The organism is Lysinibacillus sp. COL-1 (genome assembly GCF_059814265.1).
In genome coordinates this window covers 1430269-1448291 of the sequence record NZ_JCAWSJ010000004.1, presented here as the reverse complement: position 1 = coordinate 1448291, position 18023 = coordinate 1430269, and the positions used below count along the sequence as shown (strand labels likewise).

16 protein-coding genes and 1 other RNA gene are annotated in these 18023 nt (G+C 39.4%); 2 read left to right on the top strand and 15 right to left on the bottom strand.

Annotated features, from left to right (window positions below):
- Positions 1-46: 46 nt before the first annotated feature.
- The 9 genes from rnpB to AC6BKE_RS15270 form a co-directional block, all read right to left on the bottom strand.
- Positions 47-426: RNase P RNA component class B (rnpB, locus tag AC6BKE_RS15310), an RNA gene on the bottom strand.
- 61 nt (positions 427-487) lie between these two features.
- A complete protein-coding gene (gpsB, locus tag AC6BKE_RS15305; RefSeq protein WP_036118417.1) occupies positions 488-784 on the bottom strand; it encodes a cell division regulator GpsB in 297 nt (98 codons plus the stop codon).
- A 121-nt stretch (positions 785-905) separates the two neighbouring features.
- Entirely contained in the window at positions 906-2156 is a 1251-nt protein-coding gene (locus AC6BKE_RS15300) for a ribonuclease H-like domain-containing protein (RefSeq protein ID WP_036118422.1), read from the bottom strand.
- A 209-nt stretch (positions 2157-2365) separates the two neighbouring features.
- Positions 2366-3424 carry a serine hydrolase domain-containing protein gene (locus AC6BKE_RS15295; protein ID WP_499857152.1) on the bottom strand — a complete coding sequence of 353 codons (1059 nt, stop codon included), beginning with the start codon at positions 3422-3424 and terminating at the stop codon, positions 2366-2368.
- Between the two features lie 29 nt (positions 3425-3453).
- The gene (locus AC6BKE_RS15290) at positions 3454-4422 is read right to left on the bottom strand and encodes an ABC transporter substrate-binding protein (RefSeq protein WP_271912849.1); all 969 of its coding nucleotides are present in this window, start codon (positions 4420-4422) and stop codon (positions 3454-3456) included.
- Between the two features lie 98 nt (positions 4423-4520).
- Positions 4521-6095, bottom strand: coding sequence for a helix-turn-helix domain-containing protein (locus tag AC6BKE_RS15285; RefSeq protein ID WP_499857150.1), 1575 nt, complete (start codon positions 6093-6095; stop codon positions 4521-4523).
- Between the two features lie 123 nt (positions 6096-6218).
- Entirely contained in the window at positions 6219-8483 is a 2265-nt protein-coding gene (locus AC6BKE_RS15280) for a DEAD/DEAH box helicase (protein WP_089933185.1), read from the bottom strand.
- Positions 8458-8835 carry a YppE family protein gene (locus AC6BKE_RS15275; protein ID WP_230593757.1) on the bottom strand — a complete coding sequence of 126 codons (378 nt, stop codon included), beginning with the start codon at positions 8833-8835 and terminating at the stop codon, positions 8458-8460. Before AC6BKE_RS15275 ends, AC6BKE_RS15280 begins: the two co-directional genes overlap by 26 nt.
- Before the next feature lie 217 nt (positions 8836-9052).
- Complete coding sequence (locus AC6BKE_RS15270) at positions 9053-9247, bottom strand: hypothetical protein (protein WP_036118439.1); 195 nt, start codon at positions 9245-9247, stop codon at positions 9053-9055.
- Positions 9248-9626: 379 nt separating this feature from the next.
- Between AC6BKE_RS15270 and recU the strand changes: the two genes are divergently transcribed.
- Positions 9627-10271: a Holliday junction resolvase RecU gene (gene recU / locus AC6BKE_RS15265; protein WP_058845086.1), complete on the top strand. Its 645-nt coding sequence runs from the start codon at positions 9627-9629 to the stop codon at positions 10269-10271.
- 2 nt (positions 10272-10273) lie between these two features.
- Entirely contained in the window at positions 10274-12922 is a 2649-nt protein-coding gene (locus AC6BKE_RS15260) for a penicillin-binding protein 1A (protein WP_089933188.1), read from the top strand.
- 182 nt (positions 12923-13104) lie between these two features.
- Here AC6BKE_RS15260 and AC6BKE_RS15255 read toward each other — a convergent pair whose 3' ends face one another.
- From AC6BKE_RS15255 to AC6BKE_RS15230, 6 genes are all read right to left on the bottom strand, one after another.
- On the bottom strand, positions 13105-13419 hold the full coding sequence (locus AC6BKE_RS15255) for a YpoC family protein (RefSeq protein ID WP_036118455.1): 315 nt from the start codon (positions 13417-13419) through the stop codon (positions 13105-13107).
- Positions 13416-14078 (bottom strand): endonuclease III, encoded by a 663-nt coding sequence (gene nth, locus AC6BKE_RS15250; protein ID WP_036118459.1) that lies wholly within the window; start codon positions 14076-14078, stop codon positions 13416-13418. The genes AC6BKE_RS15255 and nth overlap by 4 nt, the downstream gene beginning before the upstream one ends.
- A 13-nt stretch (positions 14079-14091) precedes the next feature.
- Positions 14092-14823 (bottom strand): DnaD domain-containing protein, encoded by a 732-nt coding sequence (locus tag AC6BKE_RS15245; protein ID WP_036118461.1) that lies wholly within the window; start codon positions 14821-14823, stop codon positions 14092-14094.
- Between the two features lie 76 nt (positions 14824-14899).
- Positions 14900-16195: an asparagine--tRNA ligase gene (gene asnS / locus AC6BKE_RS15240; protein ID WP_499857147.1), complete on the bottom strand. Its 1296-nt coding sequence runs from the start codon at positions 16193-16195 to the stop codon at positions 14900-14902.
- Positions 16196-16223: 28 nt separating this feature from the next.
- Complete coding sequence (locus AC6BKE_RS15235; RefSeq protein ID WP_036118468.1) at positions 16224-17417, bottom strand: pyridoxal phosphate-dependent aminotransferase; 1194 nt, start codon at positions 17415-17417, stop codon at positions 16224-16226.
- A gap of 16 nt (positions 17418-17433) precedes the next feature.
- Complete coding sequence (locus tag AC6BKE_RS15230; protein ID WP_036118471.1) at positions 17434-17916, bottom strand: cell wall elongation regulator TseB-like domain-containing protein; 483 nt, start codon at positions 17914-17916, stop codon at positions 17434-17436.
- Between the last annotated feature and the right edge of the window lie 107 nt (positions 17917-18023).

Here is an 18023-nt window from a genome sequence, read left to right as displayed (position 1 = left end):
ACCGAATTGGAGAGCGTTTGATATTTCGTAGATAAGCATCAAAAAATTCCATAAGCCATGTTTTGTTCCTGAGTACTCAAACAGCTTGCGCCTCGTACGATCAGGTGGTAACCATCTATCTACAGAGCATACTCTGTCCCTCTATCCGTTCAATTCCTTCAAGAGAGTGCCCCTACCATAATTTGGGTTTCTCACTCGTGGGGTTTACCTCGTTCCACCTTGCATGTTTCCAAGCAAGCTTCGTCACTGTGGCACTTTCAGGAAGTGTCAACCATATCCTAGGACTTAGGTTTTCCTTCCGCCGTCAGCTTGAACAGCTGCCTTACCTTATTTTTTCAGTAAGCACGAACACTACGGACATCTCAGAACCGTGTGAGCATGGACTTTCCTCTACGACGTCTAGCGCCGCAGCGATTACCAGAATTTCATGATGATACGAAAGATTATACTAGAGTTTTATGTTAAATACAATATAATTAATAAAAAATTATTCGTATAGCTTGCTGCCAAATACATGCTTTTCCAAATTAGAAAGACGTTTTAAAATATCAAAATTAGTTGTACCAGCAGCTGCTGATGCAACTGGTTGTCTCTTTGGGGTACTATCAATTTCTTCTTTTAACTGTCTATTTTCTTCACGTAGTTGGGCCACCGCTTTTTCAAACGTTTCATAATCTTGAATAATTTCATCAAGAAAAGAATCTACTTCTTCTACATTGTAGCCTTTAAAGTTCTTTTTAAATTCCTTTTCAAGGATCATTTTTGACGTTAATTTAATGTCCATTCACATCGCCCTTCCTCACACTACATACACGAATACATTATAGCATACTTCATCACATTATATCGTCTGAAAACACCAATTGTAAGGCTAAACTTGTCGTTTCTTGCGCTTCCCCAGGAAATTATTTCTTATTTCCTAATCTGTGTAATCGCTTTTCCCACGAAATTTCCCATTTTTGTTTTTGTTCTATTCTCCATTGCTCATGATTTTGAATAAGACGTATGCCTTCTTGCGTATAATAAAGGGCCTGGTCATAGTCTTTCATTTGATGCTCATAAAGTATGGCTAACTGCTCAAGGGCATGTAACTTTGTCCTTGGTTCAACAAAATGGAGAGAGGCTACAAATGAGTCAATAGCTTCATTATAACGTTTTCCCTTTTTATGCTGTAACGCTAAATAATATTGAGCATTCCCCGCTTCTAGTGCATCAAATTGCATTGTCACCTTTTCTAAAACCCTTACGCTTTGTGTGCTTTCTTTTAAATCGCCATACCATTTCCCAATATTGGTGAAGGTTTTTGCTGATTCCTCATGCTCCTCTTCAAACAATAATTGCGTTGAATGACTATAAAGTGTGATGAGGGACAGTAAATCCCACTCATTATGAAGCAGCACCTTCATAAGAGCGTCAGGTATGCCACTTTTCACAGCATCTAAATAAATAATTGGTGCAAGATGGCCTGGAATATCTCCTATACGAGAAAAACCAAGTTTCTCTTCCTCCACAGATTTTAATTTTAAGCGCTCCATATCATTTTTCCATAAACGCTTCGAACTATGCAACAAATCAATCTGTCGCTGCGCTCGTAATTTTGGTAATGTTTTTTGATGGAGCGTCCATCTCGTTTCAAGTTGCGGCCAATCAAAGCTTTTCCCATTGTAGGTAATCACAGTCGCTGATTTTTGCCAAAGCTTTGATTCAAACAAGAAAGCTGCCTCATGTGCAGGATCTGCAAGAATATATTGAGTCAATTTAAAACATTCTTCGTCTACCTCTAAAAACCCAAGCAAAAAAATATGCGTACCAACACCTTTTAAGCCCGTCGTTTCCGTATCAAAAAATAATACAGGCTCCTGTAAATCAAGTGCATAAGGATGGTCAAACTCGGCACCCTGCCATTTTTTCAAGGCATCAAAGAATGACTGTAGCTGATAATGACCATGCTGATAAGAAAACGGATACTGCACATGGCGCTTAAACACAATCCCAAAATCATTTTCTACAACCGTAAGCCCCGCCTTTTCCCAGCGCTCGGTATAGCTCGGCTTAGTTGGCTTTTGATAAGCTGGTTCTTCTACCTTTTGTTGAGCTGCTGTTGGTTTTTTACCAAGCATTTTTTTCATTTGTAGTATTTTATTTTCGTAAGACATGCATTTCACTCATTTTCTGCTTATAGTATAAGACTCTCTTGCAAGATTACCATGATTGTTAGACTCATTCAAAGTCATTTCGTCTAGTTTTTCAAACTGACGAGCAGAAGTTAACCTAAAACTATCACGACCTATAGCATACTATCCACAGAATTAAGATAAAAAAACTCAATGGAAAAAGTCCCACTGAGTTTCTATCTGTATCACATTCAATGAAATATATATGTTTCAATTTGCTGTAACCAATCTGATACGCTTTCATGCAGGTTATCTTCTGTATGGCATTCTACATTATTGAGGATAATAATGGTGTAATCAGTCTCTATATAACGGCATAACATCGTGGTATAACCTGGCCAACCACCACTATGGAATACCTTTTTCCCTGTTTTTGGTGATTGATCAATGAACCAACCAAAGCCACATGGTGTCTTTTGACCATCCTTTGTCACAATTGAGGACAGAGCCAATTCAAGAGATGATGCACAAAGCAAATCCCCCCTTTTTAGTGCTCTATCCAACGAAAGTAAGTCCATTATGGTTGAATGAATCATTCCATCTCCTTGGATTCCGTCTAAATAGTTCACAAACTCATAACCTGGAAGGTCGTCAGGCAAGGAGATTAATGCACTATTCTCATCACGGATATAGCCAAAAGCAAAATCCTCAACATCTTCAGGATGATACCTGCGATTCATGACCCTTGTTCGTTGCATTGCTGACGGTTTAAATATATGCTGTAACATGAACATGGCATAGGACATATCTGATACTTTTTCAATTATCATTGCCAGGCAAACATAACCTGTATTACTATATTGATACTTTTCACCTGAGTCAAAATAGAGCGGTGGTCTATGTTCCGTTAGTAAACGTAGTACATCTCTATTCGTCGCAATACAATGATGATCCCAGTGGCTTTCGAATAATTCCATATAATCCGGCAATCCAGATGTATGTGTTAATGCATGTCGTAAAGTAATGGTTTCGTATGGAAATGAGGGAATCCATTTCTTGATAGCGTCATCATAATTAAGTTTCCCTTGTTCCTCGAGAATCATAATGCCCATGGCTGTCATAGGCTTCGTTACTGAAGCTAACTCAAATAAGGAATTTTCGGAAAGCTTCTTGCCACTATGGTAATTTGATAAGCCAAAAGTACCTATATAAATAGGTTTACCTTCCTTCGCTACTAAAATATTGCCTGAGAAAAGCCCTTGTTCAAATTTTGACATAAATAGTTGCTCAAGTTCCTCTGATAATTTCACACAATCGCTCCTTATCACCTTTACGTATTTTAGTTACTTAATGCTTCCATAGTTGCTTCTAAAATACGAATTCGACCATTCAATGTCCCTCCACCCATTACCAATGGATCTACGGCATTAATAAAAACTTGATTGCTTTCGACTGCCTTTAATCCTTTCCAAACTGGGCTTTGTTGAAGCTCCTCAAGTATACTTCCATCCATATCATTTTCATAAAGATCATACTGGATAAAAATATAATCTGGATTGGCTTGATAGAGGCCCTCCAAAGTAATAACGGTTTGCTGATTCACCTTGTTAATAGCTTCTGGCACAGGGAGATTCAATTCACCGTATAGTACATCATTGAGAAATACGTCTTTAGGGTAAATCATCATTTCGCCACCTCGAATACGTATGGCTACTATATCCTTGTCTTGGAATGAATCGAGATAATGGATAGCATTTTGCTTATCCTGATGGTATTTATCAATAAGTGTTTTTGCTTTTTCAGCCTTTCCAGTAATCTCAGCTAGCATTTCAAGATTCTCCTGCCAATCTGGTCCATAATGAGAGGTTGGAATTACTGGTGCGATTTTCTCTAACTGTTCTAAAACTTTTGGATCTTCCATATCTGTACTGATAATTAAATCTGGTGCAAGTTGCAAAACGTACTCCAAACTGTCCCCACTCGTTGTTAATAAAGGAATTGTATTCGCCGTAACGTCGCCAAAAAAACTGGGGAATGGCTCCTCATCACTACCAATTGCACTTGCTGCATAGGGTTCTATGCCCAAAATCACAGCATCCTCAATGGATTCAAAGGCATTTAAAAAGAGAATTTTCTCTGGTTTTACTGGAACGCTGTAATGATTATTTAAATAAGTAATTTTTGTTGTCTGTTCTTCACTTTCCTTTTTTTGCAAGACAGATGATGTTGATTCTTCCTTATCTTTTGTACATGCAGATAAAGTTAAAGTTAATACTATGATGCTTAAAATGACCATAGTTTTTTTCATCAAGAACGCCTCCTTTTACGCTAATCTCAATTGAGAATGAAAACTATTATCAATAATAAACAAGCGTTCTTTTGGCGTCCATGTAGAAAAGGCGGATTTTATAATGAACTATCTGCGGTTAACAATTGCATGACTTCTTTTACAATCAGTAAATGTGGCAACGGAGCATAGTCGACCCATGGAAAATGAGTAAGTGTATAGACGGAATCATTTCGCACTGATTTCAATTCAAGCCACAGCTCATCTGATTGAAGCTCGTCCCATTTCATCATCGATTCTTCGTCTTCATAAACAAGTACCATGATGAAATCTGGATTCATTTCAGATAATTGCCCAATTGTAATAGGTTCTTGTGTGTCAGAGATCATCACATTTAGTCCTAGGTCCTCCAGCAAAACTTCTTGAATACTTCTATCCTGATACAGATAGCATTCATCCTCTCTCACTAACAAAAATAACATACTTCGCTCATGGCAAATGTACGCTAAGCTAGCAACCGCCTCTTGTACAGTTTGTTCGTATTCTATAAGCCATTTCCTTGCTTCCATCTCTGCATCTAGGATTTTTGCAACCTCTAGCAACTGTTCACGCCATGATAAACTGCTCCACGCAAGTCGATAAACATGGCCTCTCTTTTGTAATATCGTCAACTGCTCATCCGTCACATTATCTAAGCAAAATATATAATCATATTGCAGATTTTCTTGTAGAAGTAACGCGATATTTTCATTTAAAACGGCTGGCGTTCTGCCCACAGCTAGCTGAATAGGTACATGATTGCCAAAAGTCTTATAGTAATGAAATCGCCATGTTGGATGGAGCGGTGCTGCAATGGGGATATAATGTAGTGGTGCAAGCAAGCCAAAAAAAGAACTATCTAAAACAGCGATGTTTTTTCTACGACTTTTCATAAATAGAGAGGGAGACATACCCATTTGTTGTTTGAATCGACGACTGAAGTAAAACTCGTCTTTATACCCAACCTCACTTGCAATTTCTCGAAGGGTTTTACCTCCTTTTATTAAAAGCCATTTAGACGCTTCCATTCTTATATTCATTAAATACTGGATGGCACTAATACCAAACTGTTTTCGAAATAGTTCCATATAATATTTTGCACTTATATTCATCATTTGGGCTAAATCTTTCACTTGAATAGCTTCTTGAAAATGATACTCCATATGTTGTTTTGTTTTTTCTAACATATGTTGCAAGTCTCTATTAGAGGTTTTACGATGCTGAGTGATGGTATGTAAAAGCAAGTAAAAATGTGCTTGGCTTAATAAAATGTCCTCTTTGATAGGATTCTCAACCAATGCCATTAGACTGTTACAAAGACGGATGATTTCTTCTGTTTGTTCAAGATTTATCTCTTCTCCTCTATCAGTCTTCGCCTCCATCTGTGGGAGAGCATTAAAGGTAATAAGGTAAACGGTAGTTAACTTCTCTAAATCCACCTTTAAGATAAGCTCGCTCTGAGCAGGGCAAAGGTAGACACTATCTTTAAGCAGCCTGTGTTGGTGATTTCCAAAAGCCAAATTAGCAGTCCCCTTTGTGGTAAACAGTAAGCAATGGCTCTCAAGTCTTTGTTGATAATGCCGTTTCGTCTTGCTTGATAAAATTTTAATATCAAGAAAATGAAAAAGAAAATGTGTCATTTGGTCGAATAGCAAATCGACTTCCTCCTTCCCACAAGCGTAGTAGGTAACCCTCGTTTTAACAAATAAGATGATACTATTTATAAAATATAAAAGGGCTTGAGGAACGAACTTGCTTATTCCCTAAGCCCTTTTTATTTAATTTAACATTCGAAGAAGATCTATCACTCTTTTCTTCCCTTGCTCTAAACTATCTTGCGCCCCAATACAAGACGGACAACCTGATTCACAAGGACAGCTCGATACATGTTGTAGCGTTTTGTTTAACAGTTCTTCCCATAGTGCAAATACTCTCTCACTTAAACCGATCCCACCTGGATACTTATCATAAACAAAGAACGTTGGTAACTCATTGTGTGATGCCTTTACTTGCGGCACAACTGCTACATCACTACTATCACACTGGATAAAAATCGGGATAAAAGCGTTCATCGCATAAGCAGCTCCTACCATAGCATCCGTTAATTCTGCCTCTGACCATTGAGACACCCTATTGAACGAAAGCCACGAAGCACTTGTATGCATTTCATCTGGCGGGAGGTGGATAGGCCCTGAACCGATATTGTCATGTGTGCCGAAGCGGATTTTCTTAAAGATCGTTGCTTGTGCGACTAAGCCAACATCGCCAAAGCTAATTGTACCGCCTCCATAGGGACGGCTACGATCCTCCTCTAGCACCTTCATTTCGACTGCTAGATTGGCATCTGTATAGTAATCCACATCTACTTCACGTACAAAGGCTTTTTTTTCTTCCCAATCGAGCTTCTCCACTTGAAATTGAATACCTTGGTGTAGGTAAATGGCTTCTTCATGTAAAAGGGTCATGGCACTATGACGATCCATTTCTCCAATCACCTTTGTCTGTGCAGGGACGGACAGATCAATTATGACCACATTTTCCTGTGACGCAGAACGCAGGCTAATATCATGCGCAGGGAAACGATCACTCATCCAATGCCATTTGTCACTCGTCTTAAAGACAACCCCTTCCTCCGCCAAGTAATCCAACAATTCCTGTATGTCATATTCTCCATACGAATCGCCTATTGAAAAGGGTAGCTCGAAGGCGGCACATTTCAAATGATCCATTAAAATCAACATATTTTCTGGATAGATACGCGCTTCCTCTGGCGTACTACCAAGCAAAAACAAAGGATGATTGACCACATACTGATCCAATGCAGAAGATTGTGCAACATATATAATCAATGCCTCATCCTGACGTCTTCCCGCACGTCCTGCTTGCTGCCAAGCACTCGCAATATTTCCCGGGTAACCTGTCATAATACAAGCTTGTAATTGACCGATATCAACACCTAGTTCTAATGCATTGGTGCTAACCACTGTTTGAATCGTACCCTCACGCAAGCCTTTTTCGATGACACGTCGCTCAGAGGGCAAGTATCCACCTCGATAGCCACGCACAGATTCATCGAGTAGCTTATTGCGAGTGAGCTCCTTTAAGTATGTGACAATCATCTCGACTCGTACTCGACTTTTGGCAAAAATGATGGATTGAATGCCAGCTATGTACAACCTTTTGGCTAAATCACTAACCTCTAACACGGCACTTCTACGCACCCCAAATGTTTTATGAATAATTGGTGGATTATAAAAAAGGAAGGTTTTTTTGCCAACAGGTGCGCCTGAATCAGCAATTAGTGCATGTGATTCATTCGTCAGAAGCTCAGCAAGTTCTTTCGGGTTTTTAATGGTAGCTGATGTACAAATAAACACCGGCTTACTACCATAAAACTCACAAATACGCTTTAGTCTTCGAATAACGTGGGCAACATGCGAACCAAATACCCCTTTATATGTATGCAATTCATCAATAACGATATACTGCAAATTTTCAAAGAGTGAGACCCATTTAGTATGATGTGGCAAAATTCCGGAATGCAGCATATCGGGGTTCGTCATAACGATATGCCCTGCCTTTCGAACTTTTTGGCGAATGCCTGGCGCCGTATCTCCATCATACGTATAACTTAAAATTTCCTCGCCACTTTGCTCAATGAGTTCATTTAAATCATTTTTTTGATCCTGTGCTAATGCCTTTGTTGGAAATAAATAAATGGCCCGCGCATTTTTATCTTCTATTATTTTTTGCAGCACTGGTAGATGATAGCAATAGGATTTACCCGAAGCAGTTGGCGTAACCGCTGTAAAAGATGTACCATGCTGCGCCAAATCAAAGGCTTCTCGCTGGTGTGTATATAGTTGCTCGATACCCCTTGCCTGTAGTGCTTTCACTAGGGATGGGTGTAAATTTCCTGGGAAAGGTGCATATTTGGCTGGTCGACTTTCTAGTGTTTGCCAATGTAAAATACGCTCTTTTAATTCTTCATCGTATCTCCATTCCTGTAAAAGCTCACTAATCGTTCGTTTCTTCGATAGCATTCGATTCCTCCTCCTTTAGTAATCGTTCAAAGGTTTTTAAAGTATAGGAGGTAGAATGGGTCGCATCTAAAAAACGTTTTTTACTAGTTTCTTTATAAAAAGATTGCACAACAAATTGCTCCATCGATTCTACCACTGAAGCAATTTGCTGCGTATGCATATATTTCGGTTTATTTTTTTGAATCCATGTATTGGCCTCTTGCTGCCATTCCTTCAATAGTTGATGAATTTCATCAGCGTGTGGTTTCACCTCTTGGAAAAAATCAGGTGTCCGGTCTTCCTCACGCATTTGCCAGAATCGTAAAACACATTGTTCACATTCATCTATTAATTGGGATGTTTGCTGAATCACTAACAATTTTACACCTCATCTCTCATCAATTACGCATAAGCAAATATATTTCGTAGTCACTGCATATACATGGTGAGTATATTTTGTCCAACAAAGCAACTATGGAAATATCACTGCTCTTGATCTTTATTCACCGCTATTTCATGGTAAATAATGTATCAATTTTAATGCTATTGTGTTAGTTCAATTGCTTATGAGATAAGTGTACCAAAGTCTATCATTTTTCACTACTAATAGGCGAACAAGCATTCTTTACTTGCCAGTTCTTTTCTGCTAAGCTTACTTTCTGGCTAACCGCTTGAAGCTGCATAAAAAAGTGCAAACTATGTGCATTGTTTTCCAGGGACACTCTCGTGAAAAGTAATTGATTGACCAGATCTAACTGCGCAACTAATTGTTCTAACTTGTTCAATATAACGCCTCCTTTGCTTTACTTTAGTATTCCTCGTATGTATAGAATTACCTTCAAGCGTGACAAAATAAGCGTAAGTTAGCTGAAAGAAGAAGATTTTCGATAAATTTTTAAAAATGAACCTTCAACCTAAAAAAAACGTCTTCTATGAAAGATCTGAAAGGGACATATTTTCAGCCAATTCATGACTAAAATTAATCAGTTATTTTGACGATTCGAGTAAAATAGAAGCTAGTGATTTTTCGACGTAATTTGTTTCTACTTCCCATCTGTTCTCTACGATTCTATTAGCAATAACATGACTGATGGAGGTAGAGAATAGCCGCTAAAACATGGTAAACTAGTGTATAGAAAAGCAGTATGATAAAGGGTGAGTTGAATGACAATTCGTTATCCAAACGGAAAATTGTATACGCCGAATGTGTCTGTACAGAAAACAGAAAAAAAAAGGAATAGCAAAGATTTGTCTTTTAGTAATCGTGGCAAGACTCTAGAAGATGAAATTAATGAAGCAAACGACTATTATATAAAAAGGCGACTTGCTATCATTCATAAGAAACCTGTTCCTGTGCAAATCGTCAAAGTAGAGTACCCTTCACGAAGTGCTGCTGTTATTCGTGAAGCATATTTTCGAACACCCTCTACAACCGACTACAATGGTGTTTGGAATGGGCATTATATAGATTTTGATGCAAAGGAAACGGCTTCCAAAACGAGCTTCCCCTTAAAAAATATTCATGAGCATCAAATGATCCATATGCAGCAAGTGACGGAACAAAATGGTATGGCTTTTATTATCGTTCGCTTTTCTGCCTTTGAACGATATTTTATTGTGCCCTACGAAGTTTTACAAAAGGCCTGGCAAGCAATGGAGAATGGCGATCGTAAATCGATACCCTTTTCAACGATTGAAGAAGAGGCATATGAAATTCCTACAAGTTATTATCCACGTATCGATTATTTACCCATTATCCAACAATGGATCGATGCAACATGCTTCAGGTCTGAAAGTGAGGAGAAATAAGAATGACTGAACGTCGTCGAACACGTGGGGAGCACCAAAAAGCTCTCGCTGAAAAAAATAAAAAAGGTAAGAAAAAAACAACATCATCTTCACCTGCTAAGACGTGGTTTAAACGTATTTTCTTAACACTCTTAGCAATCGGTGTGGCGGGCTTCATTGGAGGCGCTGGATTGTTTGCCTACTATGCAAGCACAGCTCCAGAGCTTGATGAAGAATTATTAAAGGACCCTGTTTCTTCAGAGTTCTACGATAAAAACGGTGAACTATTTGCTACAATCGGTGCTGAAAACCGTAAATATATAAAGTATGAAGATATACCTGAAGATATGGTCAATGCTATTCTCGCAACGGAAGATGTGCGCTTTTTTGAGCACCACGGCATGGACTTTTATCGTCTAGGCGGTGCTATTTTGGCAAACTTCCGTGATGGCTTTGGTGCACAAGGTGCGTCTACCCTGACACAGCAAGTTGTCAAAAACTCATTTTTACAAAACGAGAAAAAACTAAAGCGTAAGGCACAAGAAGCTTGGCTAGCCTTCCAACTAGAACGTAAGTATTCAAAAGAAGAGATTTTTGAAATGTACTTCAATAAAATGCTCATGTCGGGTCGTATTTACGGGTTCGGAACAGCAGCACAATATTTCTATGGTAAAGAATTAAAAGATTTAACATTAGATGAAGAAGCATTATTAGCAGGATTAGTCCAACGACCAAATGCTTATAATCCATTAAAAAACCCTGAGCTTGCAAAAAAACGTCGTAATACGGTTTTAGGCTTAATGCATCAACATGGAAAAATTACAAAAGCTGAGATGGAAGAAGCAAAACAAATGGAAGTCCAATCAGGTCTAGCGGATGATGCAACACGTCAATCATTTGCAGGTTCGAAATATGATGCCTTCCTCGATATTGTGATTAATGAATTAGAAAATAATGGTGATGGAACAGCGATGGCAGAAGGAATTAAAGTTTATACAACACTTGATCCGAATGCCCAACAAGTTGTAGAAAACGTAATGAACGACGACAGTAATTTCCCTACTGAAGAAATTCAGTCAGGTGTAGCTGTCATCGATACAAAGACTGGTGCCATTCAAGCCGTTGGTGGTGGTCGTCATTACGGTGCTGAGCGTGGTTTCAACTATGCAGATGACCTAACAAAAAATCAACCTGGTTCCACAATGAAACCATTAGTTGACTACGGTCCAGCAATTGAATATTTAAAATGGTCTACAGGTCAAACACTTGTCGATGAACCAATGAACTATACAAATTCAAAACAAACAATCACAAACTGGGATGGCAGATATATGGGGGCCATGACGGCACGTAAAGCGTTATATGCATCACGTAACGTACCAGCTGTCAAAGCATTACAAGAAGTTGGTACTGACAAAGCAAAAGAATTTGTAGGGCGTTTAGGAATTGAAACGGAAAATCTATATGAGTCAGATGCGATTGGTGGAGGTGCCATTACAATCTCCCCTATCCAAATGGCTGCTTCCTATGCTGCTTTCGGCAATAACGGGGTCTATACAGATCCACATGCCATTACAAAAATCGTCTACCGTGACGGTAAAACATCTAAAAATTACACACCTGAGCCTAAAGTGGCTATGAGCGATTACACAGCTTATATGGTGACAGATATGCTACGTGATGTAGTTGGCAATAAACCAGATGCATCTGGTACTGCTGCCAATGTACCTGGCTTAGATATCGCAGGTAAAACAGGTACAACCAACTACTCAGCAGAAGATTTTAGCAAATATAATTTACCAAATACAAGTGTACCAGACTCATGGTTTGCGGGTTACACAACAAACTACTCCATTGCTATCTGGAGTGGTTATGAAAAACACTTTGATCCAATTACAACGTGGGAAGAACGTCGATTACCACAAAATTTATTTAAATCAATTATGCAAGATATTTCATCAAATGTTGAAAATACAAGCTTTAAAAAGCCAAATACCGTTGTAGAAGCAACGATTGAAGTCGGCTCTAAACCACTTAAATTAGCAAGTGATTATACACCTAGCGAACTACGTCAAACAGAACTATTCGTTCGTGGTACTGAACCAACAGAGGTGTCGAGTGTGTACGAGGCTCCAGAATTATCTACACCTTACAATGTATCAGCAAGCCTAGATTTAGGAGCACAGTCTATTAATATCTCTTGGGAACATGATGCGATCCTAGATCCAAAAACAGATGAACCATTACCAACTTCATTTGAAGTAACTGCCAAACGTGATGGCGGAGAATCAATAACGCTTGGTACAACAGACAGCAAAGGCTTAACTGTTGGCAACACGCTTGAAGATGGTAATTACACAATCTCTGTCGTAGCCATTGTAGATGGCACACGCAGTGAACCTGGCACAACTACCTTCCAAATCACAAGTACGCCTGAGGAAGATTTAGAAACAGAAGACCCAGATGAGCCAGAAATCGATTTACCAACAGATCCTGGTCAAGAAGACAATGACAACGGGAATGACGACAATGGCAATAACAACAATAATAATGGCAATGGGCAAGGTAATAACGGTAACGGTAGCAACAGTGGTAACAATGATGGCAATCAACAGCCAACCCCTCCTACCGAACCAACCAACCCAATAGAAGAAGACCAAAGCTCAGAATAAACACAAAGCCGAGAAGCAGCAATTTGCTTCTCGGCTTTTTAAATTCGTTCTTAACACTTTGTTAGTGCTCTATCGATCAATTCTGGCGCTCTATCCATCACTTTGCTCATTCTATCCGCTACTTTTGACTTTCTATCCACCACTTCTTGCACTTTATCCGCATCTTGGTGCTCTATCGACTCCTAGCTTTTGCTAGCTTGAATTCGCAATCGAGCTGTGCGCTTTTTGGTTTCTTTGAATAATTCATCTAGCTGACGGTAGCATGCGTATTGGCCTGGCTTGGCTTTAATAAAGGAAAGTCTTTCAACACCATTGATCGGTAGCACCTCATCGCCTGCTGCCTGTACAAGTTGTTCAAATAGCTCGATGGCTTGTTCCATTAGCCCTTTAGCTGTACCGTTTCTCGCATCGTGGGCTGTATGGATCGCTGCTTGCAAGGTTGACCATTGAGCAAACCATGCATCTACTTTATCTTTTGCGATAGCCTCATTGTTCACGCTTCCTTCACCAAGCCTTTCTTTAAGCGTTTTTGACCTTCACGACAATCAGCGAGTAAAGGGCAGGCATGACACCCGGGATTTTGTGCCTTGCAATGATAACGTCCAAAGAAAATTAACTGGTGATGTGTTTTCGACCATTTGTCCATAGGTGTTTTTTTCATAATCGTTTCTTCTACTTCAAGCACCGAATCTTTCCATCGACAGAGCCCTAGCCGTTTTGAAACTCGCTCCACATGCGTATCTACTGCAAGTGCTGGAATATCAAAGGCAACGGAAAGCACGACATTGGCTGTTTTTCGCCCTACGCCTGGTAATGTCACAAGTGCTTCACGTGTTGCAGGTATTTCACCACCATACTCAGTGAGCAATCGTTGACATAATGCCTGAATGTTCTTTGCCTTATTACGATAAAGACCGATAGAACGAATATCCTGCTGTAACTCCTCTAAGGATACCGCTAAATAATCTTCTGGCGTTTTATATTTTTGAAATAATGTTTTCGTTACTTTATTGACTAGTACATCTGTACATTGTGCGGATAATAATGTAGCAATCGTCAGCTCAAAGGCATTGTCATGCACGAGCTCACAATGTGCATCTGGAAACATTCGATCCATCTCTTCTAGACAATGCTCCCACTGTTTTTTTGTTAACAAACCAGATGCCCCCCTATTCTCTTTCCTCTAACCAATTATAAAATGGTACTTTATTCGTTGGTTGCGTTGTTTCTTGTTGAGCTGTCCGCGCTGGTGCTCTGTTAAATGTCTGTTTCTCACGGAACTGCTCGCTTTGCTTTTGTGCGGCTTGTGGTGTCGTAATATTTTTCTTTTTCCACTCTAATAAAATGCGATCAATATAACGAATACTCAGTTTCCCAGCAAAGACAGCCTCCTTTAGTGCTTCCTTAATGAGCGCTGGACTATGCTTGTCCTCATCAAGCCAACATCCTATTTTTTCAAGCTCTAAAGGAGATAAAAGACGCCCCATTTCCTCTTCAAATAGACGGAATAGCTCGCCTTCTTCTTGTCGAAGTGTCACTGCCGTTTTTTGCTGCTCTTTCATATCCATCATCTGCACAATGCGCTCCCATAGTGGGTACACGGAATATTTTTCATATAGCTTGCCTCCCGCATCAACATCGCGTGAAATTTCAAGAAAACCTTTTTGCATTAAGCGTTGTAAACGTGATGTGATGTCATGGTCAGACATTGTGAGGCGATTTTTGAGATCATTAGGTGTTGGGAAATCATTCCCTTCCATATGAAAGGCTAATAAGTGCATGACAATGAGTGCCTCTTCATCTTCCATATTTAACTCCTTATAAAACTGAAAAAAAAGCTGAGGAATGGGAATCATTCTCTGCTCAGTCCATGTACGGAGTCGATGATTATTTACGTTCATGTTTCTCCAGACTCCTTCTTTAGTAAGTAGAAAAGCCGCGTAGATATTTCACTACGCGACTTTTAAATTGATTAGCTTATGGATATAAGCGGTTCAGTAAACGTGGGAATGGAATCGTTTCACGGATATGCTCTGTGCCAGAAATCCATGCTACAGTTCGCTCTAATCCAAGACCAAAGCCTGAATGTGGGATAGAACCATGTTTGCGAAGCTCTAAATACCATGCATAAGCATCTAATGATAGATTATGCTCTTCCAAACGTGATTTTAATAATTCATAGTCATGAATACGCTCAGAACCACCAATAATTTCACCGTAACCCTCTGGTGCGATTAAATCAGCACATAAGACAACATCATCACGCTCTGGATGTGGTTGCATATAGAATGGTTTAATGCCTACTGGGTAACAAGTAATAAATACTGGTTTGTCAAATGAATTCGCAATAGCTGTTTCATGTGGCGCACCAAAATCATCGCCCCATTCGATATCGTCGAAGCCTTGTTCATGTAAAAGTTTGATCGCATCATCATACGAAATACGAGGGAATGGCGCTTTGATGTTTTCAAGTGTCGATGTATCACGGCCAAGTCGCTCTAATTCTAATTTGCAGTTTGCCAGTACGGATTGTACGATGTGCGCTACATATTGCTCTTGTACTTCTAAGTTTTCTTCAAATTCTACAAATGCCATCTCAGGCTCAATCATCCAAAACTCGATTAGGTGACGACGTGTTTTAGATTTTTCAGCACGGAAAGTTGGACCGAATGAGAATACTTTTCCTAACGCCATTGCAGCCGCTTCCATGTAAAGCTGACCAGATTGAGATAGATAAGCATCTTCATCAAAATATTTTGTATGGAATAGCTCTGAAGTACCTTCAGGTGCAGATCCTGTTAAAATTGGTGGGTCCATTTTTGTAAAACCATTATTGTTGAAAAATTCATATGTGGCACGAATAATTTCGTTACGGATTTTCATTATGGCATGCTGTTTACGAGAGCGTAGCCATAAATGACGGTTATCCATTAAAAATTCAGGACCATGTTCTTTTGGTGTAATTGGGAAATCTGTTGCTGCATGTAGTACCTCAATACCTGTTACAGCAAGCTCACAGCCAAAGCTTGAGCGTTCGTCAGCTTTCACTTCGCCCGTAACGTACATAGACGTTTCTTGCGTCATTCCTTTTGCCGTAGCAAAAATTGCTTCGCCTACTTCTTCTTTCACGACAACGCCCTGTACAAAGCCAGAACCATCACGTAGCTGTAAGAACGCGATTTTTCCGCTTGAACGTTTGTTAGCTAACCAAACGCCAATTTTGACTGTTTCACCGATATGCTGTGGCATATCTTTAATCATAATTTTTTTCATAGAAATCCTCCAAAGTCGACTAGAGGGATTAGTCTTGCCATTTTGATTTTACAAATGCATCAATACGACGGACTGCCTCTTCTAATAATTCTAAAGATGTAGCATAGGATAATCGCATTGTAGTTGGTGCACCAAAGCCAGAGCCTGGAATCACTGCTACGTTTGCTTCTGTTAAAATATCCGCAGCGAATGTATCTACTGAATCATAGCCAGTGTGAGCCATAGCTTCTGCTACGTCTGGTAATAAGTAGAATGCACCCTGTGGTTTTAAGACATGGAAGCCAGGAATTGCACTTAACTGTGGATAAATTTTTTCAAGACGAGATTCAAATGCTTGACGCATTTCTTCTACTGCGTCCTGAGGGCCATTATACGCCTCCACAGTTGCATATTGTGCTGTTGTTGTCGCATTTGATGTTGAATGTGATGCAAGGTCAGTCATTGCTTTAACAATGTCTGCGTCACCTGCAGCATACCCAATACGCCAGCCTGTCATAGAGTGAGATTTTGCCACACCATTTACAACGATTGTACGTGCTTTCACTGCATCAGAAAGTTGTGCAATTGAAAAATGCTCAATACCATTGTATACAAGCTTTTCATAAATTTCATCTGACACGATTAAAATATCTTTTTCTTCTGCAACAGCTGCAAGCTCTGCTAGCTCCTCACGAGAATAAATCATGCCTGATGGGTTGCTAGGTGAATTGATAATAACAGCTTTCGTTTTATCTGTCACAGCTGCTCTTAGTTGATCCGCTGTAATTTTATAGCTTTGTTCACGTGTACCTTCAACATATACAGGTACGCCACCAGCTAATTTCACTTGTTCTGGATAAGACACCCAATAAGGAATTGGAATGATAACCTCATCGCCCTCGTTTAAAATAACTTGGAATAGCGTATATAAAATATGCTTTGCCCCTACGCCGACAATGACTTCATTTGATTGATAGGCAAGATTATTATCGCGTTGAAGCTTATCAATAATAGCTTTTTTCAAAACTGGAAGTCCGCCAGCAGGTGTATATTTTGTTAATCCTTTTTCCATTGAATCAATGGCTGCATTTAAAATATTTTGAGGTGTGTTAAAGTCTGGTTCACCAGCCCCAAGACCAATAACATCAATACCTTGCTCTTTCAATGCTTTTGCTTTCGCAGTAATAGCTAATGTTGAAGATGGTGTTAAAGTTTTTACACGTGTTGCTAATAAATTTTTCATCCGGGATCTACTCCTCTTATAAATTCGTAATGCGCTTCCACCAGTCGCCATCCTTAAACATGATATAGACATAGTTGAGCTGATCATGGTTGTTTAGATAGGTAATCTCCCAAACAGCGCCAGGTTCCTCATAACCTAATTTCATGTGGAGGACTTTTTGTACATTTCCTTCATTTTTAAAAACCGATAATGCTTGCTTTTCCGTAATACCATCTTCTAATAACACTTCCTGAATGGAATCCTCATCTAGATTCGTTGGAACAAAGACAGCTTTTTTATCACCGTATTCGTCTACCCCGAACACAGTAACATACGAATGTTTGCCATTATATGTGTAGGACTCCGAGACAATTGCGAGGGCTTTGGCATCGAGTGCCAACTGTTCAGCCTTCTCTTCAATTGAACGGAACGGAGCCTCGGCTTTCCAGAGTACTAAAATGCTAATGACAAGTGACAATGAAACAATAAAGACAGAAATGAAAATTAACCAGTTTTTCATCTATTCACCTTATGTTTCCTATCGAGCTGTTTTGGCATAACACATAGCTGAAGCTTGTGTATGTCTATCACTGTATAACCATTCATTTTGCTTTCCATTTTGTCAAC

Bases quoted from the DNA above. Each gene is read 5' to 3' on its own strand.
- gpsB (WP_036118417.1), bottom strand. From the start codon at position 784: ATGGACATTAAATTAACGTCAAAAATGATCCTTGAAAAGGAATTTAAA.
- AC6BKE_RS15300 (WP_036118422.1), bottom strand. From the start codon at position 2,156: ATGTCTTACGAAAATAAAATACTACAAATGAAAAAAATGCTTGGTAAA.
- AC6BKE_RS15290 (WP_271912849.1), bottom strand. From the start codon at position 4,422: ATGAAAAAAACTATGGTCATTTTAAGCATCATAGTATTAACTTTAACT.
- AC6BKE_RS15280 (WP_089933185.1), bottom strand. From the start codon at position 8,483: ATGCTATCGAAGAAACGAACGATTAGTGAGCTTTTACAGGAATGGAGA.
- recU (WP_058845086.1), top strand. From the start codon at position 9,627: ATGACAATTCGTTATCCAAACGGAAAATTGTATACGCCGAATGTGTCT.
- AC6BKE_RS15260 (WP_089933188.1), top strand. From the start codon at position 10,274: ATGACTGAACGTCGTCGAACACGTGGGGAGCACCAAAAAGCTCTCGCT.
- AC6BKE_RS15245 (WP_036118461.1), bottom strand. From the start codon at position 14,823: ATGAACGTAAATAATCATCGACTCCGTACATGGACTGAGCAGAGAATG.
- asnS (WP_499857147.1), bottom strand. From the start codon at position 16,195: ATGAAAAAAATTATGATTAAAGATATGCCACAGCATATCGGTGAAACA.
- AC6BKE_RS15235 (WP_036118468.1), bottom strand. From the start codon at position 17,417: ATGAAAAATTTATTAGCAACACGTGTAAAAACTTTAACACCATCTTCA.
- AC6BKE_RS15230 (WP_036118471.1), bottom strand. From the start codon at position 17,916: ATGAAAAACTGGTTAATTTTCATTTCTGTCTTTATTGTTTCATTGTCA.